General features: G+C 56.3%; 22 protein-coding genes, 1 tRNA gene and 1 pseudogene. 4 read left to right on the top strand and 20 right to left on the bottom strand.

What is annotated here, in order from left to right; genetic code table 11:
- Positions 1 to 37: 37 nt before the first annotated feature.
- Both mdtG and IYV58_RS10360 read left to right on the top strand, forming a co-directional pair.
- Positions 38 to 1,288 (top strand): annotated as a pseudogene (gene mdtG / locus IYV58_RS10365) (multidrug efflux MFS transporter MdtG).
- 79 nt (positions 1,289 to 1,367) lie between these two features.
- Positions 1,368 to 1,754, top strand: coding sequence for a MysB family protein (locus IYV58_RS10360; protein ID WP_195729569.1), 387 nt, complete (start codon positions 1,368 to 1,370; stop codon positions 1,752 to 1,754).
- On the opposite strand, the gene IYV58_RS10355 is transcribed toward IYV58_RS10360, so the two are convergent.
- The 3 genes from IYV58_RS10355 to mdoG all read right to left on the bottom strand — a co-directional run bounded on the left by IYV58_RS10355 (position 1,755) and on the right by mdoG (position 6,123).
- Entirely contained in the window at positions 1,755 to 1,982 is a 228-nt protein-coding gene (locus IYV58_RS10355) for a YceK/YidQ family lipoprotein (RefSeq protein ID WP_004131344.1), read from the bottom strand. It abuts the gene before it with no gap.
- Between the two features lie 66 nt (positions 1,983 to 2,048).
- On the bottom strand, positions 2,049 to 4,577 hold the full coding sequence (gene mdoH, locus IYV58_RS10350) for a glucans biosynthesis glucosyltransferase MdoH (protein ID WP_004131342.1): 2,529 nt from the start codon (positions 4,575 to 4,577) through the stop codon (positions 2,049 to 2,051).
- On the bottom strand, positions 4,570 to 6,123 hold the full coding sequence (gene mdoG / locus IYV58_RS10345) for a glucans biosynthesis protein MdoG (RefSeq protein WP_004131340.1): 1,554 nt from the start codon (positions 6,121 to 6,123) through the stop codon (positions 4,570 to 4,572). The genes mdoH and mdoG overlap by 8 nt, the downstream gene beginning before the upstream one ends.
- 252 nt (positions 6,124 to 6,375) lie before the next feature.
- Between mdoG and mdoC the strand changes: the two genes are divergently transcribed.
- The gene (gene mdoC, locus IYV58_RS10340) at positions 6,376 to 7,536 is read left to right on the top strand and encodes a glucans biosynthesis protein MdoC (RefSeq protein WP_004131338.1); all 1,161 of its coding nucleotides are present in this window, start codon (positions 6,376 to 6,378) and stop codon (positions 7,534 to 7,536) included.
- Positions 7,537 to 7,572: 36 nt separating this feature from the next.
- On the opposite strand, the gene IYV58_RS10335 is transcribed toward mdoC, so the two are convergent.
- The 7 genes from IYV58_RS10335 to ghrA all read right to left on the bottom strand — a co-directional run bounded on the left by IYV58_RS10335 (position 7,573) and on the right by ghrA (position 12,381).
- Positions 7,573 to 8,163: a TetR/AcrR family transcriptional regulator gene (locus IYV58_RS10335; protein WP_004131336.1), complete on the bottom strand. Its 591-nt coding sequence runs from the start codon at positions 8,161 to 8,163 to the stop codon at positions 7,573 to 7,575.
- 46 nt (positions 8,164 to 8,209) lie between these two features.
- Positions 8,210 to 8,764, bottom strand: coding sequence for an O-acetyl-ADP-ribose deacetylase (gene ymdB / locus IYV58_RS10330; protein ID WP_049112578.1), 555 nt, complete (start codon positions 8,762 to 8,764; stop codon positions 8,210 to 8,212).
- An 89-nt stretch (positions 8,765 to 8,853) separates the two neighbouring features.
- Positions 8,854 to 9,159 (bottom strand): type 1 fimbrial protein, encoded by a 306-nt coding sequence (locus tag IYV58_RS10325; RefSeq protein ID WP_004131333.1) that lies wholly within the window; start codon positions 9,157 to 9,159, stop codon positions 8,854 to 8,856.
- Positions 9,160 to 9,456: 297 nt separating this feature from the next.
- Entirely contained in the window at positions 9,457 to 9,939 is a 483-nt protein-coding gene (locus IYV58_RS10320) for a DUF1097 domain-containing protein (protein WP_087829316.1), read from the bottom strand.
- Positions 9,940 to 10,042: 103 nt separating this feature from the next.
- A complete protein-coding gene (locus IYV58_RS10315) occupies positions 10,043 to 10,597 on the bottom strand; it encodes a TorD/DmsD family molecular chaperone (protein ID WP_004131331.1) in 555 nt (184 codons plus the stop codon).
- A gap of 22 nt (positions 10,598 to 10,619) precedes the next feature.
- On the bottom strand, positions 10,620 to 11,357 hold the full coding sequence (locus tag IYV58_RS10310) for a phosphatase (protein WP_004131330.1): 738 nt from the start codon (positions 11,355 to 11,357) through the stop codon (positions 10,620 to 10,622).
- Between the two features lie 85 nt (positions 11,358 to 11,442).
- A complete protein-coding gene (ghrA, locus tag IYV58_RS10305) occupies positions 11,443 to 12,381 on the bottom strand; it encodes a glyoxylate/hydroxypyruvate reductase GhrA (protein ID WP_049113418.1) in 939 nt (312 codons plus the stop codon).
- Between the two features lie 268 nt (positions 12,382 to 12,649).
- Between ghrA and IYV58_RS10300 the strand changes: the two genes are divergently transcribed.
- Positions 12,650 to 12,737: transfer RNA gene (locus tag IYV58_RS10300), tRNA-Ser, on the top strand.
- A gap of 585 nt (positions 12,738 to 13,322) precedes the next feature.
- Here IYV58_RS10300 and IYV58_RS10295 read toward each other — a convergent pair.
- From IYV58_RS10295 to IYV58_RS10250, 10 genes are all read right to left on the bottom strand, one after another.
- Positions 13,323 to 13,772 carry a hypothetical protein gene (locus IYV58_RS10295; protein WP_227676904.1) on the bottom strand — a complete coding sequence of 150 codons (450 nt, stop codon included), beginning with the start codon at positions 13,770 to 13,772 and terminating at the stop codon, positions 13,323 to 13,325.
- A gap of 88 nt (positions 13,773 to 13,860) precedes the next feature.
- Positions 13,861 to 15,171 (bottom strand): VasL domain-containing protein, encoded by a 1,311-nt coding sequence (locus tag IYV58_RS10290; RefSeq protein WP_142445410.1) that lies wholly within the window; start codon positions 15,169 to 15,171, stop codon positions 13,861 to 13,863.
- Between the two features lie 29 nt (positions 15,172 to 15,200).
- Entirely contained in the window at positions 15,201 to 15,656 is a 456-nt protein-coding gene (tssE, locus tag IYV58_RS10285) for a type VI secretion system baseplate subunit TssE (RefSeq protein WP_142445411.1), read from the bottom strand.
- Positions 15,657 to 15,658: 2 nt separating this feature from the next.
- On the bottom strand, positions 15,659 to 16,198 hold the full coding sequence (gene tssJ, locus IYV58_RS10280) for a type VI secretion system lipoprotein TssJ (protein ID WP_224326439.1): 540 nt from the start codon (positions 16,196 to 16,198) through the stop codon (positions 15,659 to 15,661).
- Positions 16,176 to 17,261: a type VI secretion system baseplate subunit TssG gene (gene tssG / locus IYV58_RS10275; protein ID WP_154902523.1), complete on the bottom strand. Its 1,086-nt coding sequence runs from the start codon at positions 17,259 to 17,261 to the stop codon at positions 16,176 to 16,178. The genes tssJ and tssG overlap by 23 nt, the downstream gene beginning before the upstream one ends.
- Positions 17,225 to 18,985 carry a type VI secretion system baseplate subunit TssF gene (tssF, locus tag IYV58_RS10270; protein ID WP_142445414.1) on the bottom strand — a complete coding sequence of 587 codons (1,761 nt, stop codon included), beginning with the start codon at positions 18,983 to 18,985 and terminating at the stop codon, positions 17,225 to 17,227. Before tssF ends, tssG begins: the two co-directional genes overlap by 37 nt.
- 35 nt (positions 18,986 to 19,020) lie before the next feature.
- A complete protein-coding gene (gene tssA, locus IYV58_RS10265) occupies positions 19,021 to 20,619 on the bottom strand; it encodes a type VI secretion system protein TssA (protein ID WP_154902584.1) in 1,599 nt (532 codons plus the stop codon).
- 364 nt (positions 20,620 to 20,983) lie between these two features.
- Complete coding sequence (locus IYV58_RS10260; RefSeq protein WP_195729566.1) at positions 20,984 to 24,418, bottom strand: ImcF-related family protein; 3,435 nt, start codon at positions 24,416 to 24,418, stop codon at positions 20,984 to 20,986.
- Positions 24,405 to 25,541, bottom strand: coding sequence for a hypothetical protein (locus IYV58_RS10255; RefSeq protein WP_224326437.1), 1,137 nt, complete (start codon positions 25,539 to 25,541; stop codon positions 24,405 to 24,407). Before IYV58_RS10255 ends, IYV58_RS10260 begins: the two co-directional genes overlap by 14 nt.
- Entirely contained in the window at positions 25,538 to 25,795 is a 258-nt protein-coding gene (locus IYV58_RS10250; RefSeq protein WP_142983590.1) for a PAAR domain-containing protein, read from the bottom strand. The genes IYV58_RS10255 and IYV58_RS10250 overlap by 4 nt, the downstream gene beginning before the upstream one ends.
- Between the last annotated feature and the right edge of the window lies 1 nt (position 25,796).

The following is a 25,796-nucleotide window of genomic DNA, read 5'->3' as shown; positions in this document are numbered from 1 at the left end:
CAATTATTTGACCTGCGCTGCAGGCCAGTGGAATCCTATGCCGTCTGCTGATACCCCCATCAACTGGAAACGCAATCTTACCGTCACCTGGCTCGGCTGTTTTTTAACCGGCGCCGCTTTTAGCCTGGTGATGCCGTTTCTCCCCCTTTACGTCGAACAACTGGGCGTAACCGGTCATAGCGCCCTCAATATGTGGTCAGGTCTGGTTTTTAGCGTCACTTTTTTATTTTCAGCCGTCGCCTCCCCCTTCTGGGGCGGCCTTGCCGATCGTAAAGGGCGTAAAATCATGCTGCTGCGCTCAGCCCTCGGTATGGCAATCGTCATGCTGCTGATGGGCCTGGCGCAGAATATCTGGCAATTTCTGATCCTGCGCGCGCTGTTAGGCCTGCTCGGGGGATTTATTCCCAACGCCAATGCCCTGATAGCGACGCAGATCCCCCGCCATAAGAGCGGCTGGGCGCTGGGGACGTTGTCTACAGGGGCCGTCAGCGGCGCGCTGCTAGGGCCGCTGGCTGGCGGCTTCCTTGCCGATCACTGGGGATTGCGTACCGTCTTCTTTATGACCGCAAGCGTCCTGTTTATTTGTTTCTTATTTACCCTTTTTCTCATCCGCGAGAATTTTGTCGCGGTCAGTAAAACAGAGATGCTCAGCGCGAAAGACGTTTTCTCGTCGCTTAAAAATCCGAAGCTGGTGCTGAGCCTGTTTGTCACTTCGTTGATTATCCAGGTTGCAACCGGCTCGATTGCTCCGATTCTGACGCTATACGTGCGAGATCTTGCAGGCAATGTGAGTGATATTGCGTTCATCAGCGGCATGATTGCTTCAGTCCCAGGTATTGCCGCTCTGCTTAGCGCGCCTCGTCTCGGGAAACTCGGAGACCGCATCGGCCCGGAAAAGATCCTGATCGTCGCGCTGGTGATCTCCGTCTTGCTTCTGATACCGATGTCGTTCGTTCAGACGCCGCTGCAGCTGGGGATCCTGCGCTTCCTGTTAGGCGCTGCCGACGGCGCGCTACTGCCCGCCGTGCAAACCCTGTTGGTGTATAACTCCACCAGCCAAATCTCGGGCAGAATCTTCAGCTATAACCAGTCGTTCCGCGATATAGGCAACGTTACGGGACCGCTTATCGGCGCGTCAGTTTCCGCCAACTACGGCTTCCGGGCGGTCTTTTTAGTCACCGCCGGTGTGGTCTTGTTCAATGCGGTCTACTAGACCCTGACTCTCGGCCGCTCTCGCCGCCCTCGGGCAACCAACAATCCGGGTTCCGGCACGCATTCGGTAAATTAATGCCCCATCCTTGACGCATCGCCAACCGCATTCTATAGATTGAATCGTGTTCATTTCTATTCATCTTAGGAGGTTAGCCATGCCAAAGGATTCGATGTTCTATGCCACGCTTGAAGAAGCAATCGATGCAGCCCGTGAGGAGTTTCTGGCTAATAATCCCGATAGCGACGAAGAGAACGCCAGCATCGAGCAATTAAATATTCAGAAATACGTACTCCAGGACGGCGACATTGCCTGGCAGGCAGAATTTTTTGCCGACGAGGATGAACAGGGTGAATGCCTGCCTGTTCTTACCGGTCAGGCAGCGCAAAGCGTCTTTGACGGCGATTATGATGAGATTGAGCTTCGCCAGGAGTGGCTGGAAGAAAACACGCTGCACGAATGGGATGAAGGCGAATTTCAGCTTGAACCCTCTCTCGATACCGAAGAGGGCCAGGCCGCAGCCGATGAATGGGATGAACGCTAATTAGTTATAGGGGCCATGACTGGCGTCAAGCGGCAGCAGTAGCGTATCAAATACCAGTGAAAAGGGCAGATCGAGAATGGTGATATAGCGCCATGAGGAATCGCGGACATCCCACTGAACGCCGGGATAGTACTGGTTTCCATGCCCCTGCCCAGGCACTGTGCGACTGATAATACTACCGCAGCCGCTGATAAGCAGCGTCATTGCGATAACCAGTAAAACTCTCATCAACAACCTCGATTCTCAGATAAAAAAATACCGGCACCATTGCCGGTATTTTCCTTTACCTACGGCTTACTTCGTTTTTAACGCCAGCGGGTTCAGCGTCAGCTGCTGATAGGCACCCACCCACGAAGAGTATTTCTCCGGCGCGGCCCACACGCGATAGTGCATGCGAGACATCGTGACCGGATCGCTTAGCAATACCAGACGACGGTCGCGGTTGAGCTTATCCGGCGTCTCGTTGAGCGCCTGTTCAACATGGCGCTCGCGAGCAATATCCAGAATATGCCCGTGACGGTGACGCGCGGTAGCCATCGCCGTTGCCAGCGCGTTAAATGATGGGTTAAATACCGCATGCATAAAACCATCTTCCAGAGAACGCTGACGGTTAAGCGTCAGGTAAGCATCGGTATCTTTAAGCACCTGCGGCGGCGAATATTCTTCCGGAATCAGGAATAGCTTCCAGCGCTTGGTGCGCAGGCCAATGGTAGCGCGGCTGGAAATGGCCGACACGAACGGCGACAGAATCAGCGAGACCACGATCGGCGCCAGCCAGAACAGGAAACGCAGATCCAGCCACGCCATACCCACCGCCCAAACTAGCCCCAACAGCATCTGCGAGCCGTGACGCATAAACGCTTCGCCCCACGGCGTAGAGTCGTCATCACGCTGCGGCGAGTTCCACACCACTTCCCAGCCGAGGAACGCGCTAACCACAAACACGGTGTGGAACAGCATGCGTACCGGCGCCAGCAGCACCGAAAAGAGCACCTCCAGCAGCAGAGAAAGGGTCACACGGATAAAGCCGCCGTACTCTTTCGGCCCTTTACACCACACCAGAATAATACTCAGCAGCTTCGGCAGGAACAGCAGCACCATGGTTGAAGCAAACAGGGCGATAGCCAGCTCCGGGCGCCACTGCGGCCAGACCGGGAACAGCTGACGCGGTTGCAAAAAGTACTGCGGCTCGGTCAACGCATGCACAACCTGCAGCGCAGTAGAGAGCGCAAGGAACATGAACCACAGCGGCGCCGACAGGTATGACATCACGCCGGTCAGGAATACCGCTCGGTGAACCGGGTGCATCCCTTTGACCAGGAACAGGCGGAAGTTCATCAGGTTACCCTGACACCAGCGGCGATCGCGCTTCAGCTCGTCAAGCAGGTTCGGCGGAAGCTCTTCATAAGAGCCTGGGAGATCGTAAGCAATCCATACCCCCCATCCGGCGCGACGCATCAATGCCGCTTCCACGAAGTCATGCGACAGAATGGAACCTGCGAAGTTACCCTCACCCGGCAGCGGCGCGAGAGCACAGTGCTCAATAAACGGTTTCACCCGGATAATGGCGTTGTGTCCCCAGTAGTGCGACTCGCCCAGTTGCCAGAAATGCAGACCGGCGGTAAACAGCGGGCCGTAGACGCGGGTGGCAAACTGCTGACAGCGCGCATAAAGCGTATCCATGCCCGACGCGCGCGGCGATGACTGGATGATGCCGGCATTCGGGTTCGCTTCCATCAGGCGCACCAGGCCACTCAGGCACTCACCGCTCATCACGGAGTCGGCATCCAGCACCACCATATAGCTATACTGGCTCCCCCAACGACGACAGAAGTCATCAATGTTACCGCTTTTGCGCTTCACGCGGCGGCGGCGGCGGCGATAGAAGATCTGCCCTTCGCCCTGAACTTCAGCAATGAGCTCCATCCACGCTTTTTGCTCCGCCACACAGATGTCCGGGTTGTAGCTATCGCTCAGGATATAGACATCAAAGTGCTCGGCGTTGCCGCTGGCCTTTACCGACTCCCAGGTCGCACGCAGGCCCGCGAACACGCGGTCAACGTCTTCGTTGCAGATCGGCATAATCAGCGCCGTGCGATGCTCCGGGTTCAACGGCTCATTCCCAACGGTCGAGGCTGAGATACTGTACTTGTCGCGCCCGATCAGCAGCTGCAGGAAGCCCATCAGCGCGGTCCAGAATCCAGCGGAAACCCAGCAAAAAAGCACGGCGAACAGAATCAGGATCCCCGACTGCAACACATATGGCAGCAGCTGCATAAAGGAAACCCATAGATTCTGCCCCACCATATCGGCCGGGTTAATCAGCGCCCAGCCCTGGTAGGGCAAAATGGTTTTCATGTACCAGGTCGCCACAACGGTCTGCGCCAGCGTCAGCAGCAGAAGAATATAGCGGCGGATAGAGCCGACGGTACGCCATTTCTGCTCGCTCTCCTGCTCTTCTTTGCTCAGGCGAGAAAGATAGCGCGGAGTCACGTCGCGTCCGCGCAGCCGATCCCAGAAACGGCCGACCGGGTTGGTACGCCAGGGGTCCGGAAACATAGAGGAACGTTTTGCTTTCGGCATGGCGTTCAACTGAGTGCGCCCTTCGTCATCCTTAACCAGCTGGTTACCGGCCAGCGAATCAGGCCAGCTATGCTCCAGCCGCGATTTTACCGACCCCAGCGGGGCGTCATCTTCGCGTTTAAAAACGTGATGTTCAGCGTCCAGTGCTTCATGTACGGCCTGCAGACTTACGTCAGGTAACGCGCGTTTTTCTGCATCCGACAGCGGCAATGCGTCGATGTACTTCGTTATCTTATTCATTGGCAGGCAGCTGATAGCTCCAGGTTTCGCTCAGCGTCTGGTCGGTATTGACCAGCGCAGCGCGCATATCCGTGGTTTTCTTAGGATCTTTCACTTTGACGCGCAGGATCATACGCCAACCCTTAGTTACCGGGTTGTAGCGCACGGTATTTTCGACGATTTCAGCGTTATCACCGATGCTTGCCTGCGCGGTTACCGGGGTATCTGCGGGCAGCTTTTTCATCTCGGCGCCGGTGAAATCAACAATGAAGGCAATGGTGCCATCAGGCTGGCGGATCAGGTTCGATTGCTTGACATCGCCGGTAGAGCGGCGGGTCTGCATCACGTAGGCGTTATCCGGCGCATGCAGCTTGTCTTCGTCGCGGCTGAAAGTGATGGTGTATTTGAAGTTCATCTCTTTGCCGGGTTCCGGCAGTTGATCCGGCGTCCAGTAGGTCACGATGTTATCGTTGGTTTCATCGTTGGTCGGGATTTCGACCAGTTCGATTTTCCCTTTACCCCAATCACCTTTCGGCGTAATCCACGCGCTTGGGCGCAGATCGTAGCGGTCATCAAGATCTTCAAAACGCGAGAACTGGCGGCCGCGCTGTAGCAGGCCAAACCCCTGCGGATTCTCCATTGCGTAGCTGCTGACGGCGAGGTGCTTCGGATTATTCAGCGGACGCCAGATCCATTCTCCGTTGCCGGCAAGGATCGAAAGCCCATTTGAATCATGCAGCGACGGACGATAGTTGGTAGTCGGAGACGGCTGATGCGGCCCGAACAGGAACATACTGGTCAACGGAGCCACGCCCAGCTTACCGACTTTGTCACGCAGATAGACCTTAGACTGCACGTCCACCACGGTATCGCGACCGGGCATGATCACAAAACGATAGGCGCCGGTTGCGCGCGGGGAATCAAGCAGCGCATAAATCGTCAGACGTTTATCGGTGGCTTTAGGACGCTCAATCCAGAATTCACGAAAACGCGGGAACTCTTCTCCAGACGGCAGCGCGGTATCGATCGCAAGCCCACGGGCAGAAAGACCGTATACCTGACCCTGGCCTAGCACGCGGAAGTAGCTGGCTCCGAGCATGCTGACGATCTCATCGTTCTTGTCTTTGCTGTTGATCGGATACAGCACCTTGAAGCCCGCAAAGCCGAGGTCTTTAACCGTGTCTTTATCGTGCTGCACGTTGCCAAAATTAAAATAGTCCGGGCTGTATTTAATTTTGCGCACGCTGGTTGCCGTCACTTCATTAATGGTGACCGGCGTATCGAAATACATTCCCTGGTGATAAAACTCGAGTTTGAACGGGCTTTTCAGATTATTCCAATAAGCTTTATCGTGATTAAACTGAATTTGCTGATAGTCCGCATATTTCATGTCGCGGAAGGCAGAGGGCAGGTTACTTTTAGGCGCTTCAAAGCCTTTGCTGGCTAACGTTTGTGCCTCTTTTGCGACGTCATCAATGCTGAAAGCCCATGCAGATGAAGTACACAGGGACAACATTACGGCTGCGCTTAACCAACGCATTTTCATCATCTGTGGTTTATGTTTCATATAAGTAAGCACTTCCCCCTTTGTGTGCTTAAATCGATCCGATCTATTTTAATGGAAACTCAGGCATTCCGACAACATAATCCCTGCATTGTTCGGCATGGCGGCACAGGGAATACACAGTTCACTGCCCCGATTGCACTTTGCGTGCTTATCCTGGAGACAGTTAACCAGAGTTCATGTAGGGTTGCAGTGAATTTAAACGTTATCACGTTGAGTGATAAGACGAATTGTCTGAGAATGTAGTGATATTGTATGAATAATACTCCGGTACAGCGTGAATATTTTTTCGATAGCATCCGCGCATGGCTGATGCTATTGGGTATCCCTTTTCACATTTCGCTCATTTACTCCAGTCACAGCTGGCATGTTAACAGCGCCGAGCCTTCATGGTGGCTGACGTTGTTTAACGACTTCATTCATGCCTTTCGCATGCAGGTCTTCTTTGTGATTTCCGGCTATTTTTCCTACATGCTTTTTCTGCGCTATCCGCTGAAGAAATGGTGGAAAGTCCGCGTTGAGCGCGTCGGCATCCCCATGTTAACCGCGATCCCCCTCCTGACCCTACCGCAGTTTATTATGCTGCAGTACGTCAACGGTAAGGCGGATAACTGGCACACGCTTTCCGGCTATGACAAATTCAACACCCTCGCCTGGGAGCTGATTTCCCACTTATGGTTTTTGTTAGTGCTGGTGGTTCTGACGTCGCTGGGCGTAGTGATGTTTAAATGGCTGACGCGCCCGCGTTCTGCCGCGGCACCAACCTTTGGTGACACCGTCACATTAGGCCAACTGTCGATGATTTTTCTCGCGCTGGGCGTGCTGTATGCGGTCATTCGCCGCACCATTTTTATCCTCTACCCGCCCATTCTTAGCAATGGCCTGTTCAACTTCATCGTGATGCAGACGCTATTCTATCTGCCTTTCTTTATCCTCGGCGCCCAGACGTTTATTAACGCGCGCCTGAAGACGATGTTTACAACCCCATCGCCATGGTGCTTTGCGGCGGCTTTACTCGGGTTTATCGCCTATCGGCTGAATCAGCAGTACGGCTCTGGCGACGGCTGGATGTATGAGACGGAGTACGTGATTACCATGGTGCTGGGGCTATGGATGGTCAACGTGGTCTTTTCGCTTGGCCACCGCTTGTTGAATTTCCAGTCAGCGCGGGTGACCTATTTCGTTAATGCATCGCTATTTATCTACCTGGTGCACCACCCGCTGACCCTTCTCTACGGGGCGTGGATAGCGCCGGTCATTAAATCGAATACCCTTGGGTTTATGACCGGGCTGGTTTTTGTGGTCGGGATTGCTCTGGTGCTATATGAAATCCATCTGCGGATACCGCTGTTGCGCTTCCTTTTCTCCGGAAAATTCCAGCAAAAGACGGCTAAGCCGCAAATATCCGCCAGTTGAAACAGAAAGCTGCTGTGTGGAACGCACATAGCAGCTCTATTTTTGTGCAAACAGCAGTTGAAAAACATCGCGGTACAGGTTTTCCATTGCTGCTTTATCTACCGTCGGGGTCGTCGCAAAGTCGCAACGATAGGCAGCCCCTTCGGTTAATATCGCGATAAATTCGCAGGCGACGCTAATTTGCGCCTCGGTCATCTCAGGGTGATAGTGCCGGGTTAGCCGCCCGCCCTCCTCTTTCAGGCGGCGATCGGCCTGGTTCATGATTTCGCGCAGGCGTGGATTTCGGGACGCCTCGGCGTTAATTTCCATCAGCAGATAATTATCGTTTTTCGTAGACCCGGTCACGAGTGTCGCGCCGGCTAATACTGAAGCCATGCGGGCTAAATCATGATTCCCGGCAACGATTTCGCCCACTCTGGCATTCACGATCTCACTGACGATGACTTCAACGATCTCTTCTTTGCTGGCGAAAATGCGATATAGCTGACCTACGCTAAGGCCAGCCTGATGCGCAATATCCGCTACGGAGGCGCCGTGCAGGCCCTTTTCCGCAAAGCATTTCTGTGCCGCGGCTACGATTTCCATCCGCCGAAGCCGTTGCTTTTGTAGAACCTTCCCTTCAGCCACCGATACCTCTCCCGTTATGATAATTCCAGGCCTGCGCAGGAAACTATTATATCTTATTCTGATGGCCGAGTTGCGCGCGACTTGCCTCAAGTAATCGCGTATAAATGCCGGCGGTTTCGGCATCAAAGCATACGAAACACACGCGCTCCAGCGGGTTATAGCGAGTAAGGAAAGCATTCACCGTCCGTACGGCTATCTCCGCGGCGGCCTCTTTAGGGTAGCCATAAACGCCGGTGCTGATAGCAGGAAATGCAATAGAACGATAATTGTTTGCCGAAGCCAGCAGCAGGCTATTTTTATAGGCGTCAGCCAGTAACTCCGCCTCCTGCCTGTCACCGCCGTGCCAGATGGGTCCAACGGCGTGAATAACCGCGCTGGCGGGCAAATTTCCTGCCGCCGTAATCACCGCATGACCTGGCGGACACTCTCCCTGCTGTTGCCGCACCACTTTACAGGCAGCAAGCAGTTCTGGCCCTGCCGCGCGGTGAATCGCGCCGTCCACGCCACCACCGCCAAGCAGCGACGGGTTTGCCGCATTGACGATAACGTCCACCGCGAGCTTTGTAATATCGCCGAGAACAACCTCAGGTTGAACAGCCATTTCTCCTCCTGTCGGCATAGGTCTTCAAATGAATACACGAGGATAATATGGCACGATAGCCCCCGGGACGAAAGCCTGGGGGCAGAGGGTTACCGATAATCAACATCCAGAATAGCGAGGGTCCGTTGCGGATTAATATATCTTAATTGCGCAGAGCGGATATTTTCGTTGTGTATATTCCCTTTCTCAAGCTGTTGAGCAGAAATTTTAATCGCATCCGCCCTCGGGCAATCCATAATAATCTGGTCTTTTATCGTATTGAGCTGGCAGGGTGCTTCCACCACCCGCCCGTAAAAATGGATGACGCCAGCCACGGTCTGTTCTGCGAGCACAGGGTTAACAAAGGAAGGTAAAATAAACAGCGCGGCAAGTGGTGCATATATGATTGTTTTCATTATAAAACTCCTCTGCATATCGGTATAGCTACTGAAAAGCACCAGCCATCCATGAGTGCATCGAGTTATATTTTTTTTACTTCAAGTTAATTATATTAACAATTTGAAAACAAAAAATATCATTTATTTAAATATGCTAACAAAATCGATTCACTGACTGTCGGTACAGTTAAAGTCTCAGATATATAAGGAAAAATAGAATACAGGGAATATTAATGATGGGGTAAACAGGCAGCAAAAAAGCAAAAGAGCCCGCCGGGCCCTTTTGTGATGGAGAAGGGGATAAATTAAAAGCGATTAGCTGCTTTGGTTAGCAAGAGATTTATTTTTCTCAGCCCGGGTCGCCAGCCACAGGCCGCTATTTTTCATGGCGTAGCCAAATACCAGACCCAGCGCGAGTGAAGGCACAACCAAACGCCAGTCGCCGCTGCCGGCAAACGTCGCGCACGCGCCGATAAAAGTTCCCGGCACAAAAGAGAGCATCAGCTGACGCGCCTGAATGCACATCAAAAACGCCACGATGCCGGTCATAATATAGCTGACAATTTCCAGCTGCGGCGCCAGCGCGCTGCCGTGAATAATTACCAGCGCCCACACAACGCCGCTCATGACCGTACAGGTTGAAATAAACAGCCCTTTTAACCCACCTTGCGGACAGGCAAAGTAAGCCGTACAGCCAAGGAACCCCGCCCAGCTCAGCAGACCCAGTGCGACAGCCACCCATCCCCAGATACCGGAGAGAATGCCTGTCGTTAATGCGATTGCGAAGAGTATGTTCATGGCGCGTATCATAGCAGAAACGCACCCGTCAAATGCGACTCAGAGCACACTAAATTAAATCAAAAATATTTCATTGCATTTAAAGTGTGATTTTAATCACAAATTATTGTTCGTTTTCTTCCTGCAGCTCATCCCACATGGCGGAGACCGCTTCGCGAGTCAGCGGGGCCATCGTGCGCCAGAACGGCGTGGTGGCATGCGCTTCAACTTTGCCCAGGAACTCACCGCACCAGGGCAGGATATATTCCGCGAACAGGGTTTCCAGAACTTCGCTTTCATCTTCCGCCGCGTGATCTTCCAGCCAGGAAGCGGCCAGCAGTAAGGAGCCGAAATGATCCGCCGCCCCCTCCCCCGTAGGTACGCCATGCGCGGCGAGGAAACCACGGACTTCAGCTTCCGTCGCGCCGTCTACCCATGCGCTACGGTAAGGCGCCACGCGGCACTCTTCACCGACAAACAGCACGTTGTATTCGGCGGCCAGCGACTGCATATCACAGCTTTTTTGCAGGCGCTCCAGCAGTTCATCCTGTTCCAGCGGCCAGCTCGCCGCCAGCTTCCCTTCGCGGATAAGGGTAAAGAGCGGAACCAGCAGCGGGTCCTGCGGCTGACGATAATAGAGAGAGCCCAGCACGCGGCAGAGGATTGAAAACTCGTTCATTCATTTATTCCAGTTATTCAAATTAAAGTTCAGCCAGCTCAGGAATCGCAGGCATGCCGCGCGATTCAAGAAAATTAAGCAGACGCCGGGGCGTTACGTTAAGAATTCGGTCTTCCGGAAAACCGACGGCATCAAGAATTTTTCGGCATTCGCTAAATTCACCGAGCGTAAATGCCGTATGGGAATCCGAGCCCAGCGCCACCCAGCCACCGGCATCGCGTACGGCCGCCGCAACGGCACGGCAGTTATCTTCGCTGCCGATACGCGACGAGACAAAAGAGGAGTTATTGATTTCCAACGCCACATGGTGCTTCGCCGCGGCGGCGGCAATGGCAGGGATATCCACGGGAAATTTAGGGTTACCCGGATGGCTGATGATATGCACCGCGCCGCTCGCTATCGTGGCGATCATCGCTTCGGTATGCGTCGCTTTATCCTGAGGAGGGAATACCGGCTCATGAAAGCCAGCGATAATCAGGTCCAGCGAGTTCAGCATCGGGCCGGTACAGTCGATTTCGCCCTGGGTATTTTTGATATTGGCTTCGATACCTCGCAGGATGCCAACGCCATCCACCAGCCGCGGCCAGATACGCATATTAATAAAATGCCAGTAGTGCGGCGCATCGGCCATATCGGGCCCGTGGTCGGTAATGGCAAAGAGTTTGATCCCCTTGCGCTTTGCTTGCGCGATATAATCGTGCAGGGTGCTGTAAGCGTGGGTGCTGGCGACGGTATGCATGTGCAGGTCAACAGGATACATCACAATCTCCTTCTCTGTTTGTGGCAAGAATAGCAGGAATCTGCGCCCATGATCAGCAAAAACCCCGCTCAGGCGGGGCTATCGCTTAGTATCCCAGTTGGCGATCGACCTGCCCGCTGACCGTTTCGCCCCGTTCTAACTGACCGATGGTTTTAGCGATATAAGCGATGGCTTCCAGAGGCCGGGTGACGGCAGCAATATGCGGCGTCATCGCCACTCGCGGGTGCCGCCAAAGCGGGCTCCCTTCCGGCAGCGGTTCGCGGCTAAACACATCCAGCATCGCCCCTTTTAACTTGCCGCTATCCAGCGCGGCCAGCAGATCCTCTTCCACCACATGAACCCCGCGAGCGAGATTCAGCACATAGCTGTTATCCGGCAGCTGCGCCAGGCGCGCGCTATTAATAATGCCAACGGTTTCCGCCGTGTTGGGCAGCAGGTTAATCAGCACTCGTGTACCGCTCAGGAAGTCTTCCAGCTCGGCTTCCCCCGCAAAGCTCGTTACCTGAGGCCAGGATTTGCGGCTACGGCTCCAGACGCGTAGCGGAAAACCCCAGCGTTGCAGGCTTTCTGCCACTTTCGCGCCCAGTACCCCCGCCCCCATAATGCCGATGGCGAAGTCCTCACGCTGATACTCCTCCAGCGGCTGCCATCGCGCCTCCTGCTTTAAGGCCTGATAGTCATCAAAACGACGGAACCAGTGCAGCACCTGGCTCACCGCATACTCTTGCATCTGCAGACCCATGCCGGTGTCTTCCAGACGGAACAGCGGCGTCGACAGAGGCAGCATTTCCGGGTTTTCCCGCAGTTTGCTTAGAATTGAATCAACGCCGGCGCCAAGGGCAAAGACGGCTTTAAGTTTGCGGCCTTGCAGCATTTCAACCGGCGGATGCCAGACCAGCGCATAGTCAGCGGGTTGATTATCACCGGATTTCCATTCGCGGACTCGCGAGCCGGGGAGCTGTTTTTCCAGCTCCGCAATCCAGAAAGGAGTGTCGAACGTCGGGTGGTAAAAGATGATATCCATAAGGGCTCCTGACTGCTGACGCTATCGGCAGGTTAAGCTAGCGTCGCGTTTTACTCATTGTTTTCTATTGGTTTGCCAGCATAGCAAATTTCGTCAGGCGAGCGTGTGAAAAAGGGAATGGCGACAAAAAAATCGATTCTCGCGCATTTAGAGAGCAAGTTGCTTGAAGTTTGGCTAAACGGTCGATTTTTTTAAAAAGTTGATTGACGGGAGATACGTATTTCCCTAAATTAGCGCCCGTTCCCGGCAACAACGGGAAAGACAATATGGTGAGGTGTCCGAGTGGCTGAAGGAGCACGCCTGGAAAGTGTGTATACGGCAACGTATCGGGGGTTCGAATCCCCCCCTCACCGCCATATTTGAAGAAGAGCTCGTACGCAAGTACGGGCTTTTTTTTCGCCTGTTGCACTCCCCCGGGGGGGGATGAGAAGCCCCGACCGGGGTTCGACAACTGGCGCCAGCCAGTTGGACAGATGACGAGCCTGCGAGGAATCTGCCCCGACAAAATTGCCGGGAGCAATTTTGAACAGCGCCTGCGCTGGCCCCGAAGGGGCGAGGCCCTGGGATGGGCCGAGTAACGGCGAGCGCAGCGAGTCAATCCCCCCCTCACCGCCATATTCAAAGAAGAGCTTGTACGCAAGTACGGGCTTTTTTTTCGCATTACGTGTGTTCTACCGCCCATTTTTTGGTCATGCAGCCTCTATGGATACCGAATTCGCGCCACAGGGGCAATTAGAGCGTGAGTTCCTTGATCTTCTCTACTACGGATACAGAAATCATCGACGACTGACCATAATGAATAATTCTCGCAACCAGGTTGAGCGGTATGAATACTTCCTGCGACGGCTACTCTCTGAAACATCCCTTTCCAGGATGTCCCCGCGAGTATTCTTGCAGTCTGCCAGCAACGAAACGCCGAAACGGTACGAACTGAGGTACTTTCAGGCCAGATTCTCAATAGCGCAAAAAAATACATCTTCGGTCAACAGAACGTTGCCCTGCGCTCCCTTGCGCTGATTGCGAATAAACCAGCCGCTGTCCGGTGCCATGCACAAATAAAACGTCTGTCTTCCAGAAGCAGTGCCAGGTGCGTCAACGTTCATGGTGACACAACCTCTGTCCCCCACCCGACAAAGCTGCTCCGGAATAATACTGACGCTACGGTTCCCGTTCTGTAATCTGATGGTAGTAATTTCATAGCGACATACGCCACTGTTAAGGCTAAGTCCGACGGTGCTCAGGTCATGGAGATATTTTTTCGTAATGATGACTTCGATCCCGGAGTCTCCGAACCACATATTAATCTGCTGCGCCAGGTCATCCATCCTTTGGCAGAATTCCTGAATCTCAGCCTCAGCAGACTGATTACTGTCCAATGCACGATTGTTCATCTGCTGCACCTTCTTAAAAAAACGCTCTCTGGCTGACACAATATTTCCCTTTACTCACTGATAACCTGATTATTCACGAATTGCGGTATCACTCGGATGTTTTCTGTTTAAGCAGCGCATAGCGGGCTGTAAGCTGCGCCAGATGCATTTCGGTCCGGCGTTGCAGATCCGGCGAAGTCAGCTCCGGCTGCGCCATCAGGCGTAGCTGCTCCTCCACCGGAACCGCGCTGCTGAACGCCTGCGTCATGGAAAAAACCGCAGATTTGAGTTCACTCACGGTCATATACTTACCGCGCTTTTCGTCCAGCGCATTCAGCTGGTTCGCAAGGTGTTGTAGCTGCGTCATCCCCTGATGCCAGCCAGTGAGATTTTCCGCAGGCAGCGCTACGGCGGTGACTCGCTGCCGCCACTGCGTCGCCAGCGGTCCGGCCTGTTCCGGCCATAGTGTGAGCGCCTGCTGAACAACCTGATTGCCATAATCAATATTCCAGTCCGGAGGAAGGTGGGCCAGGCGCGTGAGCTGCCGCTGCGTCTGCCTGATACCGGTTTCCGGCGACAGCGGCTTCTGCCCGAGTGCCTGTAACTGCTCCGGGGAAAGCGCTGCGGGTAGAGGCGCGAGCGTTGCCGCAAACTGCGCCTGTAGCGGGTCCGGCTGGTGCATCACCTGCCATCCCCATACAGATACTCCGGTCATCGCCAGCATGGACAGCATCCCGGCGATAAACGGCTTCCAGAGTTTCACAGGTTGCGGCAGTTGCGTCTCCACTTCCTCATTGAGCTGCGCGACATACACCCGTTTCACCCGCTCTTCCGGTTCCACAAGGCTGATGCCCGCGGGGATAATCCTCTCAGCCGGCAGAGCGACTTCCGTGTTCTCGCTCTTCTCCAGCCGCGCCGCCGCGTTATGCATCAGGGTACACAGGGCATCGAACTGGCTGGTGTGTTTTAGCTCCATACGCAGCAGCGCGTCGCCCAGCACGTTCAGATGTTCCTCCGCCTGGTACAACAGACTCAAATCGGCATACGTCAGGGTCAGCGTGCGCATCGCCTGCTGCAGCCGTTTACTGAGCGCGCTCAGAATGTCCATTCGCGCATGGACCGGCTGCGGCCACAAACCGCCCCACTGTCGGGATACCAGCGCCGCGACTATCGCCAGCCCTTCGTTCAGCCCGCACAATCCGGCGATCTGCGTGCGAGCAAGCGTATACCAGGCGGCGGTCTGCAGCTCCACGCCGTTTTGCTCAAACAGCGACAGGCAGAGTTTTTCCGCGTGCGGCCAGTTGACGTCCGGGCGCGCCGGATGCGTCAGCTTGTTCATCTCATCGCGCAATGCGGCGTAATCAGCAAACGTGCGCGGATCGCCGCCCGTTTTAAGGTGGCGTTCAGAAAATATTGTCATGATGGTGGATTCAGTCAGAGGGAGAGAAGCTAGATTGCCGCGCGGGCGTCCAGGTACTGCTGCTGTTTCATGTGCCGGATTAATATTTTACCCTCCGGCATAAACTCCGTGCCGTAGCGCACCAGCCCGACGCCTTTCAGCTCCGCGTCAATGGCGTAGCGTAGTTCGCCCGGCTGCGTTTGTTCCAGCAATACCACCGTCAGGCGTTGCAGGCGCGGCTCGTATTTCAGCAGTACGGCAGAGAGTTTCTCCATCAGCTCGTGAGCTGTCCCCGGCATCCCCTGGAGTATCTTCGTCATATCCGGCAGACCGTAGTCCGGCAGGTGCGCGAGCGTACCTGCGCGGCAGTTGAGGATCCGCTGCATGTTATCCAGTACCGAAAGGATGACCTGGATTTCCTCGCTAACCTGGTGCAAATCGAGACCACCGGAGAAATTGCCGAACAGAGTTTCATACAGGGAAGGCGCATTATGGCGTGCAGGCATAGTCAGTCATTCTTCAGCGGTTGCAGGGTCAGGCGGTTATGCCCGGCTTCGATAACGCGCGGGCTGTCCGGGTCGAGGTCCTCGCGGGCGAGTACCAGCTTCCAGTCGTTCTTCACCATATCCGGCTGACGAAACAGCCCCACCACGGCGACAAACTGCGCCTTTTCATCCAGCGGCATATCCAGGCTGGCATCCTCTCCCGGCTTCACCACCAGACTGCGGCTGGCAAGTATTTCCGTTTCCGGCGCGTCATCGCCCTGCGTCAGCAGTTGCTGGTAGACGGTTTTATCAAAAGTCTTACGGTCCCTGAGCTGGTAAACCCGCACCATCAGCGGCTGGGACAGCGAGATATTCTCCTGCCCGTCGGTGTTCAGCGCCTGACGGGCGGTGATGTCCAGATGAAGGGTCTTCACCTGCTTGTAAAAAATGGATTTCATAGCCGATGATGTGCCGTCGCTGACGCTCTGCGTCAGGCCACAGCCGGTCAGCAGCGCTAGCAGGAGCAGCAAAGGAAGTCGTTTAATCAACAGAGTACGCAACACGTCGGTTTCCTTGTGGTGTGATGGCAGGCGACATACCGCAGTAGCCCCCGGCCTCAATGGTGAATGTCGCAGGCAGGTCCGGCGGCACCTCATCGCCCTCCATGCCCAGCACCCCGGTCATACCGAGGATAAAGGGGGTTTCGCCCAGTACCGGGGCCGGTAACAACTGCGTCGGCACGGTCAGCTGAATACGCGCCTTATAGCGCCAGCCGAGATACACCCGCAGCAGCACCAGAAAGTCGGCATAAATCAGCCCTTCCGGCAGCCAGCCCTGTGCCTCAGCGTGGTCTTCGGTATACAGGCTAATCAGCAACTGGCTGCTGACCTCGGTGGTTTCATCACCCAGCACCTGATAGCCGTCGAGCAGAAAATCCTCGTCGCCGTAAAAGCCCAGCGGTTTATTGATGTAAACCGTACGCGGGCAGTGCGGCGTCACCGTCGTCTGCGTGCGGGGCGCCAGCAGCCGCACCAGCGCCTGAATCCCCTCCTCGGTACGGGCGGGCAGACGCATCACGCTGAGCAGCGCCAGAAAGCGCGACAGCGGCGCGGTGATATGCCTGTCGGTACCGGGAATGCCCAGCCCGATAAGCCCCAGCAGACTCTGCGAGGTCGAGTCCCTGCCGCCAGGGTCAAAGGTCGCCGGGTACGAATACTTGCGCCAGATGCGGTAAAACTGCGTCAGGATGCGGTGGTTAAAGATATCGAGAAACGCTTCCTGCGCCTCATGCCCCTCGCGCTGCTGCGCGATATCGTCCAGCCAGGCAGTCGGCAGTGGCGAATCAACGCCGTACAGCCCGTTGAAGGTGGTGCGCACCGTCGGCGGCGCATCCGGGTTCTCTTCGTCGTACTCCACCGCCTTCAGCTCGCTGACAGGAAAGCCCATGCCCGGATGTGGACGAAAACGCACCGGGTCGTCCGCCGGGTTCAGCGTGCTGCCGAGTGGCGGTGCGTCCGGGCGGGCTTTTTCCAGTAGCTGACAGAAACGGTAAAAGTTGATGCGGTGGATATCCCGTTCAAGCCGGGGGCTCAGCCGGGAATACGGCGGTTGTGGTTCTCCTGCCATTCGAGACGCTCTCCGGTGGACTGAATAATGACTGTCAGACGGTTAAACAGGTGGATATCGGTATACAGCGCAAAGAAGCGGTTAAGCATTTCGCCAAACAGGCTGATATCACCGTGACCGGCAAAGCCGTTGTCGTCGAGGGTCACCTCTATCTGCACACCACGCAGAAAGTGTCCCTGCACAAAACGTTCGGTTTCGCTGTGTTTCACATCGACAATCGCCGCCAGACGACGGATGTTCATCTCACTGCCCGTCCAGTTATACAAAGACAGCGCCCCGCGCAGCACCTCGGCGTTATCCATCATCCACAGAAAGCTGCTGCCAAGGTGGCTCAGCACCCGCCAGTGAAAGCGGTCCTGGTCCGGCGGATAGCAGGGCAACGTCGGCGCGCAAAGATTGCGCACCTGAATGCGCGAGGCGGTGGACTTCACCACCGTATCCAGCAGCGTGCTCTGTAACGCCCGGCGCGGCAGCTGGCCGTTGGTGCCGGTCAGGCTCAGGGAGAGCTTTTCATCGTCCGGCACGGTATGATTATCGAACGCCTCACCGCCGAGTATCAGCCAGGTGTCGTGCAGCCCGGACGGGCCGCGTTTTACGCGGGTGTGGTAGTAATACTCCGGTGCGTCAACGCGCATCATCCCGCCCTTATGGCGGAAGCTGGTGAACGGCACATACACCTGATGACCGGAATGGCGCGAGGAGGTCACCGAATCCACCGAATAAATCTCGGTGTGTCCGTCCTGAATGCGCATCGGGCGTAACAGGTACTCAGTCTGTAACGAGTCCAGATGCAGCGGGTCAGATTCGAGTGAAAACAGATTAATCACCGGTGCGCAGTGCAGCCGCAGATGTTTCTCCGAGAAGGTAAACTCATGCTGCCACTGCGTATCCAGCACCACTTCAATTTCAAACCAGGGCATCTCTTCCGGAAAATCCACGCTTTCCAGACCGCGCAGCGCCACCGACATAAATTTCTCCCGGAAGGTGAAATATTCCAGCAGCAGCTGATAACCGCTGAAGCTGCCGCTGTCCGGGAGCAGCGCCTCGTTCTTGCCAAAACCGCAGACGGTAAAAAGGGCGTCCAGCGCCCTGCGGTCGGTATCACCGGGGAAGCGAATACCCGCTTTTGCCACATTCAGGGTCAGCGCCTCGTGCAGCGCGCAGGCCAGCGGCGCATCGGCATTGAGGTACAGCGGGATGCGGCTTAAATCGATGCTGCTCCAGTCCGCCAGTTGCCCGCACTCAAAGCGCAGCGTGATGACCGAACGCCCGTCCAGTTCGGTACTGATACTGGCACGGGAGAGCGACAACGGCAGCAGAGTCAGCGGCTGCGTGGTGGTATAGCGGCAGCGGGTCTGCTTTTCACCAACGGGACGCGAGCGAACCTCAAAGCCCTTCGCCACGGCCACCGGCTCTTTCATCTCCCGCCAGTCGGCGGAAAATTCGACGATGGAGAGCGACGGAATGGTGCGCAGGTAATGCGGCCAGAGCATACTCACCAGCCCGCCGGTCAATTCCGGCAGGTCGTCATCGAGTTTTTCCCGCAGGCGGCCCATCAGGAAGGCAAAACCTTCGAACAGGCGCTCCACATACGGGTCGCGGGCGCCGGCTTTGTCGAGGTTTAAACTTGCCGCCCGGTCGGGGTGAGCACGGGCGAATTCCTCGCCCGCTTCGCGCAGGTAGCGCATTTCAGCGTCAAAATAACGCAGGGTTAAGTCGTCCATTGAATATCTCAGATATCAGGGCATGAAAAAAAGCGTCAGTTGCACAGTACGGCTGCTCTTGAGGGATCGATAGCGATAAGTCCGGTCAGTAGTTGTTCCATCTCCGGCTGAAAGCGCATTTTCTCTGCTTCGCTGCGTCCGGCCTTCATGCGCAGCAGTTTCAGGCGTCTGGCTTTCACCTCAAACAGCAGTCCAGGTTCCCATTGATTCAGGGTCAGGTTTGCTGAACGGGAATCCAGTTCACCCAGCAGGTGCAGGGCCAGTTCGTTTTTGCCGGTCTGTTCGGCAATACGCGCCATCAGCAGGCGCAGCAGCCAGCGACTTCGCGCGGTAGTAATGCCGGGACGACTTTGCAGCCAGACCAGCGCCGCGTCGGGACCGTCGCTGTCGGCAAGGGCAAGCGCCTCCGGCTCCAGTTGCAGGATATCGTCGTCGCCTGATGCTGTAGTGGCGTTGGCGGTGTGGTCGTCCTGCCATCCAGCAGGATTATCCATCACCTGTTGCTGTATCCAGTTCAGCGTCACTTCATCGGCGAACGGCGTGCCGTCGTTAAACGCGAGAGTTTCCAGCCCCGTAAGCCGGGAAAGCAATCCCTTCAAATCGGCCTCAATAATGGCGGCCTCCGCGTCACGCCCGGATTTCAGCAACGCCTGGTGCAGATACCACTGCACGTCCAGCCACAGATGGTTCGCCCCGCGCGACAGCAGACCATCCGCTTCTTCCATCAGCTCCCGCCAGCTCTGTTGCAGATACAGCCGTTTGAGCTGCGCCCGCTGTTCCGGCTTCGGCGGCTCAATACGGGTTTTACCGTCTGCCTGGAGTGGCGGTAACTGATGGAGGGTATCTTGGCGCAGATTCTTTATCAGCCGATGGGCGGAAAGCCAGCCGTCCGGCTGACTTCGCAGGTATTCCGCCAGTACTCGCGCCTGTGCCATAAGCTCCTGGCCTGAAGCAATGCCCGTCAGCGATGGTACGCTACCGGTCGTGACTGGCGGCGTGTGACTGCCTTCGCTGACGTTCTGCGGCACCACCGCATCCATCCCGCCGGATTTCAGCAACCGGCTTTCCAGCGCAGCGTACAGGGTGCCGAACTGTGGGCGCTCTTCTGTTTTCGTTTGTTCCACTGCCTGCTCAGTCAGCCACAGTGCCCCGGCGATGCGTTCCGCTTCCGTTTTTGTCACTTCCGGGTACAGCGACAGGCTGTCCAGCATCCGGCTGCTGCCGAGCCACTCCAGCGCCGCTTTACGGCTACGTTCCCGTTGTGGATGCAGTTGCGTGCCGAAGCGCTGCATCAGCCCGGCCAGCAGCTCAAGCCCGTCCGCCAAACCCGTTTCGCCATCACGGTGCAGCCGCGCCCAGGCGTAATACGTCGTGACGCGGATATCCTTGCAGGTGGTGGTCAGCAGTTTCTCCGCAAGCTGACAGATAAGCTCTGTATCCGCGCCGGAGAGCTTATTGACCTCCTCGCGCATCTGCTGAAAATCATCGTCATAGCCGGGGTCGTCGCCGGCGGGGCTGTCATCAGAGACGGGTAACAGCCAATTTGCCCACAGGGCAAGGCGGGACTGAGCCTGTTGAGCCAGCATGTCCGTCTCCAGCTGGCTAGCCGCCAGCAGGGTATCAATGGATGCCATAGTTCTCCCTGGTGACTTCAGGCTGCGTACCACGGCCTGAAGCATGTCGTTATCACAGGCGTTAACAAACACCGGCGCCATCCAGCGCATCTCCCGTTTCTGCGGTGTATCCTGGTTTTTGTCCTGTCCGGTAGCCCTGCCACTGGGCGCGGCCAGCTCAGAACGCAGCGCCGACAGCGCCTCGCCTGTCGTTCCGGCAATGGGCAGGAAGGTCGTCATCATGGGGGAGCTCCTTGCTGGGTGGTCCCGGCCCCGCCACCAGCGCCAGCAGGTCGGTTCCGCGTCCGTCAGGGTGATAAACGCGCCGTGGGCGGGATGCGTGCGCTGGTAATTCTTCAGCCAGGCCTGGCAATGGCGGCGGTACTCAGTCAGCACCCACTATGCCGGATGAAATGTCGTCAATGCCATATTCTCCGTCTGACGATTCGTTTTCGTTCAGTATGGAGGCGTCCACGCTGAATATTTGCGCCGGAAGGCTGAAGTTACGCAGCTTCAGCAGTGAGAGTGGACCATCACCCAGCTCTGTGCGCAGCAGCCACTGGAGCTGCCGGTTGTCCGGCGCGGTCACGGTCAACCGGTACAGGCCGTCGTTTTCCTTCTGCCGCTTCATTCTCTCCAGCATCCGGATAACGCCCCACGGTCCGCTGACGTTGGCAAACAGCCGCGCGCCCGCCACTGTTGAGGTCCAGGTCAGCATCGCGCCGGGCTTGTTAATCACTCCCGGCCAGCGGAAGCTCTGCCAGTCGGCAAGCTGGTTAAAATAATGCAGCGTCTGGCCGTCGATGGTCAGCTGCGTCTCGACAATCTCCGGCATCGCCACCCCCTGCATTTCAAAGCCGATCCCCTGACTGCCGTCGGTAAACAGGATGTCGGAGAGTTCGCTCAGCTGATTAATCGCCTTCAGGAACGCCGGACTGAACGCCAGTCCCTGGCTATTGGTGCTGTCCGCCACCCAGGTACTGCCCTCCCGGTGCAGCACGCCCCCCAGCTGGCTGGTCAGGAAGCGGTCGATACGCCCGCTGTCGCGGCGGATAAACGCCGCCAGCATCGGCAGCGAGGCATCATTTTTGCCTGCCGCGAAGGGGTAGCGCCCATCAAAAGCGGAATGCCAGTTCGCGACAACCGAGCGCTGCCACGTATCGTTGAGGCTCGCCGCCGACGGCTGCAGCACTGTCTGCCACGCCTGGGTCAGCGGCTGCACGAACATCGTCTGCCCGAAACCGCTCCACTCTTCGCCAAGGCTGGCCGCCACCAGACTGCCGTATTCCCGGGTGTCGGTCAGGTCGACGCTTTTGCCCTGGAAGACCGTCTGCGCCAGCTGCTGCATCATCGCCTGCGGGTCGGGGGAACTCGCCACCTGCTGGAGCCGGAGACGCACGCGCGTCAGACGCGTCAGGTAAGTCTGTAAACTGAGCGAACTGTCCGCCGCCATCACGTTCTGCGCGCTGTTTTTCCCCATCAGGGCCAGCAATGGCCCGAAAGTGCCGTCCAGCGGACTGACCGGCCCGGCGGCCTGCTGGTCAATCACCGGCTTATCGTCCTGCCCCAGCAGATTTTTCGCTGATTTCACCAGCGAATCAGATATCGCCTCCTTCTGTTGTCCGGTCTGCCCCTGATACGCCAGGGTGTTCATCAGGGCTATCAGCGGCGACTGGCGCACATCCCCCGCCAGGGTCAACTGGTCGGTAACATCGGCGATATTGTGCGCCGGATTGAGCCGGATACTGTTGAGAAAGCCCAGCCAGGCACTGGCGAAATCCGTAAAGTAGCGCTCCGTCAGGCGCTGTTTCAGCGCCTCCGGGGAAACATCGCCGGTGAGGGTTTTACGGTTGTCACTCAGTACCCAGTCGATTTCATCGCGCCGCGAGGCGACGGCTTTATCAATCGCGCCCTGGATGCCGCCCTCCCACGCCTGGCGGGTGAACATGCCCGGCACTGACTCCTGCGTACTGAACAGGCGACTGGCGTCAGTCTGTGGGGTCATATCCTCAAGAGTCATATCGGCATAGTTGCGCCGGACAGAAGTCAGCATGTTCCCGTACAGGGTACTTTCGGCATTACGCTGGCCGATTTGCTCGAGTAACACCTGACGTACCTGACTGACCAGCGCGGTATCGGGCGTGATTTTCCAGGCAGGCTGCGACGGCAGATTCTGCATGTAAAAAACCCATAAATCCGGCGCAATACTCTGCCACAGAGCCGGGGACATTCCTGATCGGGAGGGTTCGGTTGTTTTCATCACCTGAGCGTAAAACGCCGGGTCGGCTTTGTCCGGCCGCACCATCATCAGGTACGCCTTCAGTTGGTCGTAACCCGCTTTTGCCAGTGTCGTCCGTTGCGGATTGCGCGGCGGCAGATTTGCCAGCGCGTTAAGCTTTTGCGTCAACACCTGCACTGCCGCATCGCGTATCAGGCGGTTGTTCGCCTGTGTGTACCAGGGCATCAGGGCGGCAGCAAGCTGCGCATTGTGGTCGAGCCCGAAACGCTGATACCAGGGCGCGCCGTGTTCACTCTGAATCTGTAAACGTCCGATATCGTTACGCAGTAGCTGTAACGCCATCAGCTGTTCATCATTAATAGCCGGGTGCTGCACCAGTTGCTGCGCCCGCTCCGTGGTGCTGACAATATGCTGGCGGTTGACCATAAAGGAGAGCAGACTGCCCGCTCCCCACAGGGCAATCAGCGTCAGCAGGGTGACGCCGAGAGTGCGCTGCCAGGGCATCCCCACCCTGACACCACGGGCTTTCGCACAGTCATCCTTCACCCCCTGCCAGACTGCCGGGGCAGACCAGCGGTGCGGGTGAAGGTCTTCGTCCGTTTTCCTGTCCGCCGTCAGCGACGGGCTGAACATCAGGCCGCGCAGCGGAACACGCTTCAGGCGCTCGGTCAGCCACGGCGTCAGCAGCGAGCGCCAGCGGGTAATGCCATTATCCTCAAGAGAGTGCCCGAAACGCAGCAGATAATCATGGGACGGGTCAGCGCACATCTGCTGCATGCCCTGCTCACGCAGGGACGGCAGAATGGCGCGGAGTTGTTGCTCAACGCTCTCCGGCGTGGCCCGCGCCGGAAACAGCGCCCCCAGAGTCTGAGTGACGCGCGTCTCCTGCGGCCACTGGCTGCCGCATACCTGCCACAGATATACCGGCGGCTGGTAATGCAGCGCCTCCCCGATCTGCTCCAGGGTGCGCAGATGGTTATCCAGCGTACCGGCTGTCGCCTGCTGCTCATCAAGCGCCAGCACAATGCCGTCCAGCGGACGGCTGCGGCGCAGCTTACGCAGGGCGGTCAGGCGCTCCGTGTCCGGCGCAGATGACAGGCTGCCGCCGTAAACCAGCACGGTACTGCTGCCCTCCAGCCACTGCTTCTCCGCAAGACCGGGAGCGATGGCAGCGATTTGCGCAGGTTCACCACAGACCAGTAGGAGGCGGACTTTACTGCGCCAGAAGGGGTTGTGACGACGGCGGAGATGGATGGCTATTTCTTCCGATAACATCAGACGCTTCAATGATTTTCTTTTCGCTAATGCCCCCTGTCCGACCACAGACAAACGCGTGGCCTTACTGATAATCCAAAGATGTATCGCCAGAAAAACCAGAGAGACAACACATGCCAGCACGATCCAGAGAAGAGCACACACCAGCAAAATGGGATAGATAACTGACCATTTTGCATCATGACCTTCTATAAAAAACCAGTACGCTAACCCACTCAATAAAATAAGGAATGTGATCGCCACAGCGGCGAGTACCACTGTAAACGCAGCAGAAATACTTTCGTTCTGATTTTTATCTGTTTTCATGAGGTTTAACAATTCCAAGCGCCAGAGGGTGTAAAGGATCGGTGGCTATCCAGCCGCAGGGCTGCGACTGGCTTTGTGCGAAAATAGCAGCAAGTGATATCACGACAAGCGCCTCAAGCTTTCCCGTATTACCCCAAAAATTATCCTGTAGATGATGAGTCACGTTCCAGCCGCTGCCTGGCAGTTCTGATTGTTGCGGATGAGAAAAAAGAATGCAGGCGTCAGGCGCAGCGTCAAGTTCACTTTGCTTCTGAGCGCGTTCGCAAACATCTTTCAGCGATTCCGTTTCCGACGGGGAAAAAAATTCCCCACGGGAAAGTAGTACAGGCCCTTCAGAGCCGGCAAGCCATAAAGCGGCGGCTTCACCGGCAGGCAGTAAACCCTCCGCAGAAGCGAGCACAGACTGACATCCGGCGACCAGAATATGAGCATCGTTACCATCCGAACCCAGAAAAGCAGCAATGTCTGATAACGTACTTTCGCCCATCCACATTTCCGGAAATTCAGGTAATACAATCTCCGGAAAAGAGTCCTTCACCTGTCCGGCAAACGCCTGCCATGCGTTCTCACTCCCCTGCCAGTAACATCGCTGCGGCGAGGCCAATGTTTTGCCTTCACGCTGACGTCTCCACTGGAGTGCCAGCATGCGGGCCAGCTGATTTTCACGTTCTGTCATATCAGCAGAAAAAGAACGCGCCATACGCAGGGTTTTACCACCTACCTCCTGGCGCTCTGCTGGTGCTTTTTGCTCACGCTTAAGCAGACGCAACCAATCCCCCCACTCCGCCCCAGCCGGACCAATCAATACCACATCCTCCAGGAAAAACTGCCGACGATGCTGATACCACCAGTTGCTATGCACCTCTGCCACTTCCGCTCTCCAGGTGACTGAATGGTGGACTGAAAACCGGTAATACAGCAGAGAAAGGAGCCAGAAAATCCCCATGAAGATTAAAGTGAAAAGCATTCCGGCAAAGACGCTCCCGATGCCTGCATCCGATCCCCGCAGTAACGCTTTCGCTGCGCCAACAGCCAGAATCAGTAATGCCCCAGCGCACAGCCAGCGCTTTGTCGCTGGTGGCTTTGCGGTATGATAATCAGGAAAATCAGGTAGCGGTCTCACTGCGCAATACCGCAGTCAGGAAAAGAGCTTACCAGCGTGCAACCACAGGCGCAGTGATGTCCGTGGAGGGCGACGGGCTGTCCATCCACTTTTGACAAAGCGCTGCCTTCAATAATAGTGGTCATACCATGTTTATTGCATTTTACCTGATCACCTTTAGTGGCAATGCCTTTGCCGAAACACAGATAATGTCCGGCCAGAACTTTACCGCCATACTCCCGCAGGGTATCGCCTTCGCGTATTACCTGTTTCATA

The organism is Klebsiella sp. BDA134-6, assembly GCF_015601345.1.
GTDB lineage: Bacteria > Pseudomonadota > Gammaproteobacteria > Enterobacterales > Enterobacteriaceae > Klebsiella > Klebsiella grimontii.
The sequence above is the reverse complement of the archived record's forward strand: the minus strand, read 5'-3'. Positions and strand labels throughout refer to the sequence as shown.

Coding starts and splice junctions, on each gene's coding strand:
- mdoG (WP_004131340.1), bottom strand. CDS start 6,123: ATGAAACATAAACCACAGATGATGAAAATGCGTTGGTTAAGCGCAGCC.
- tssF (WP_142445414.1), bottom strand. CDS start 18,985: ATGGACGACTTAACCCTGCGTTATTTTGACGCTGAAATGCGCTACCTG.
- ghrA (WP_049113418.1), bottom strand. CDS start 12,381: ATGGATATCATCTTTTACCACCCGACGTTCGACACTCCTTTCTGGATT.
- IYV58_RS10315 (WP_004131331.1), bottom strand. CDS start 10,597: ATGAACGAGTTTTCAATCCTCTGCCGCGTGCTGGGCTCTCTCTATTAT.
- ymdB (WP_049112578.1), bottom strand. CDS start 8,764: ATGGCTGTTCAACCTGAGGTTGTTCTCGGCGATATTACAAAGCTCGCG.
- tssG (WP_154902523.1), bottom strand. CDS start 17,261: ATGGCAGGAGAACCACAACCGCCGTATTCCCGGCTGAGCCCCCGGCTT.
- IYV58_RS10290 (WP_142445410.1), bottom strand. CDS start 15,171: ATGACAATATTTTCTGAACGCCACCTTAAAACGGGCGGCGATCCGCGC.
- IYV58_RS10295 (WP_227676904.1), bottom strand. CDS start 13,772: ATGAACAATCGTGCATTGGACAGTAATCAGTCTGCTGAGGCTGAGATT.
- IYV58_RS10360 (WP_195729569.1), top strand. CDS start 1,368: ATGCCAAAGGATTCGATGTTCTATGCCACGCTTGAAGAAGCAATCGAT.
- IYV58_RS10355 (WP_004131344.1), bottom strand. CDS start 1,982: ATGAGAGTTTTACTGGTTATCGCAATGACGCTGCTTATCAGCGGCTGC.
- tssE (WP_142445411.1), bottom strand. CDS start 15,656: ATGCCTGCACGCCATAATGCGCCTTCCCTGTATGAAACTCTGTTCGGC.
- IYV58_RS10250 (WP_142983590.1), bottom strand. CDS start 25,795: ATGAAACAGGTAATACGCGAAGGCGATACCCTGCGGGAGTATGGCGGT.
- tssA (WP_154902584.1), bottom strand. CDS start 20,619: ATGGCATCCATTGATACCCTGCTGGCGGCTAGCCAGCTGGAGACGGAC.
- IYV58_RS10260 (WP_195729566.1), bottom strand. CDS start 24,418: ATGAAAACAGATAAAAATCAGAACGAAAGTATTTCTGCTGCGTTTACA.
- IYV58_RS10325 (WP_004131333.1), bottom strand. CDS start 9,159: ATGAAAACAATCATATATGCACCACTTGCCGCGCTGTTTATTTTACCT.
- IYV58_RS10310 (WP_004131330.1), bottom strand. CDS start 11,357: ATGTATCCTGTTGACCTGCACATGCATACCGTCGCCAGCACCCACGCT.
- mdoC (WP_004131338.1), top strand. CDS start 6,376: ATGAATAATACTCCGGTACAGCGTGAATATTTTTTCGATAGCATCCGC.
- IYV58_RS10320 (WP_087829316.1), bottom strand. CDS start 9,939: ATGAACATACTCTTCGCAATCGCATTAACGACAGGCATTCTCTCCGGT.
- mdoH (WP_004131342.1), bottom strand. CDS start 4,577: ATGAATAAGATAACGAAGTACATCGACGCATTGCCGCTGTCGGATGCA.